The sequence below is a fragment of the Candidatus Krumholzibacteriia bacterium genome, from assembly GCA_029865265.1.
Lineage (GTDB): Bacteria > Krumholzibacteriota > Krumholzibacteriia > WVZY01 > JAKEHA01 > JAKEHA01.
Map to the genome: position 1 here is coordinate 1 of JAOUHG010000091.1, position 2,294 is coordinate 2,294.

Genomic DNA, 2,294 nt, shown 5'->3' on the forward strand with positions numbered 1-2,294 from the left:
GGCCAGCTCGGCCTTCGGAACACCGCAGTGGCTCGTGCACTCCACCGTCATGTCCACCGGACAGTAGGTGATGGTCGGATCCGTGGTGTCCTCGATGGTGACGCTGGCGGTGCACACGTCGGAACCACCGAGTTCGTCGGTGGCGGTGAACTGCACGTTCGTCACCCCCAGGCCGAAGAACGCGGGTGCGTCGTTGGATACGGTGAGGTCGCCGCAGCTTCCGGACGCCGTCGCGCCGCCCAGAAACGCCGCGATGGCCGGGTTCGTGGCGGGCGTGCCGCCATGCTGTGAGCACTCGACCACGATGTCGCCCGGGCAGGCGATCTGCACGCCGTCCGGAGCGTTTGCCTCGCGGCCGAACCACGTAAAATGGGGCTCGGCCGAGCCGCCGCCGCCGCCACCACGCAGGACGTGGCCGCTTGCCACCCAGGTATGGCCGAACGGATCGTTGCGGCGCGCGGTGTAGTAGTCGCCCCACCGGTTGTTGGTCGGGCCGTCGTCTCCCGCGGAAACCAGGTACGTCTCCGCGGGGGCGATGACGTCGCCGTTGTAGTCGTCGGCAATCATGGCGGCAATCGCCGGATACGGATAGGTTCCGTCACCGCCGCCGTACGCGAGCACACCACCCAGATCACCGTTGTCGTTGGGGTGGACCGCCGGGTAGGCCCACGCCGTGTTCGGGTTCCAGATCTGCCCCTGGTCCGACAAACCCAGGCCGGCTTCGTTGAACACCGCATAGCGCACGTTGGGCCACGTGAAGCCACCGCCCTGCGCGGAGCCCCACATGAAGCCCACCTTGCCCCCGGCGACCCAGGCGGTGAGGATGTCGTTGAAGTCGCGAGCCACCCAGTCGGTTCCGTCCGGACTGGGGGCGGACGAACCGAAGTAGTACTGGTCAACGTCGCGCTCAACCGAGCTGAACGCGCCACCCTCGGCCCAGGAGTAGATACGCAGCGTGTTGTCATCCACCTGCGTACCGACGTACATCGTTCCCGCGGCACCGTGCGTGCAACGCACATTGGGGCGCGAGGAGGCAAACGTTGCCCCAGACGCGCTGACACCATTGGCAAGGTCGTCAAGGCTGAGCCTTATCACGCGGGCACCGTCGCTGGTGGTGCTCCCGGTTCCGAAGTTGGTCGTGATGTAGAGGAAGTTGTCGCTGGCGGAGAGATCCGGAAAGTCAAAGTTGTTTCCGCTGGCGTAGCCGAGGTCCTGTGCCGAGATGTCGTACCACCACCAGTCGGCTATGTTGGTGGTCGGATTGTCGGAAACCGCCAGCCGCACGATGTTGTTGTTGCTGCCGTCACGGCTGTACTGCAGATACCAGCAGAAAATGCCGCGGCTGGGCTCGTAGTAGACAACCTGATCGCAGCAGAACCCGCCGGCCGCGGTGGGAAAGAACGTGGCCGGATTCACAAATGTGAAATTCTGACCGCCATCCTGGGAAATCGAAGCGTACCAGTTGCCCGTGTAGACCACCTGGTTGCAGGACATTCCCAGACTGGGCTCGTTGGTCGACGAGGTCGAGTTGTTGGTGAACGCGTCGATCATCGTGGTCTGGCGGAAGAAGGTGAAATCCCCTGGTGCCGCCGCCCCCCCGGGGGCTCCCGGGATAACGGTTTCCACCTCGGTCTGCGGCGATCGATACAGCACACCACTCGCCGAGGGATCGCTGGGAACGAAATGGCGCTCGCGCCGCTGCTCGTACAGCAGGTCGATTGCCTTTTCGCGCTGCTCTATCTCGTACGGAGTCAACTCGGCAGACGCCTGGATGAGCGGTTGCGTCTGCACCCGATGTGGATTCAACACGAAACTCTCCACGGCGAACGCGGGCGACACGAGCATCGTCGCACAGATCACCAGGAGTACGGGTATTATGGGATGCCTCTTGCTCATTGTGACACTCCTTCACCGTCCGCGGGCGCGGATGGCGGATTGCCGACGCCGAGGCTCAGGTTCGGGCCGTGGGGGCGTCGTACCGTGGACTCAGGTACTACTGGAAGATGGAACACGATGTCCCGGTCGACGAGGTCGCTTCCCCCAGGGACCGGGATCGTGCGCGGATATTGTACCTTCCCGGGCGCACAGATTCAACCCCCCCTGCGCGATGTTCTGCTTCCAGCAGCGCGCCAGCAGGTCCCTGGTCGCAACACCCATCGGCAACAAGAAGCGGGCCCCCCGCAGGGGGCCCGCTTGTTCTCTTCGAGATGCCGGAGCAGACGGTCGTCTACTTCAGCATGACGATCTTACGCGTTTCGACGTATGACCCCGCGATCATGCGCACGAAGTAGATG

The 2,294-nt window shown here is 64.0% G+C and carries 1 protein-coding gene; it reads right to left on the bottom strand.

All coding sequences use genetic code 11. From position 1 onward, the window contains the following. On the bottom strand, positions 1-1,896 hold a 1,896-nt coding region (locus OEX18_15850), incomplete at its 3' end, for a hypothetical protein (GenBank protein MDH4338736.1). Between the last annotated feature and the right edge of the window lie 398 nt (positions 1,897-2,294).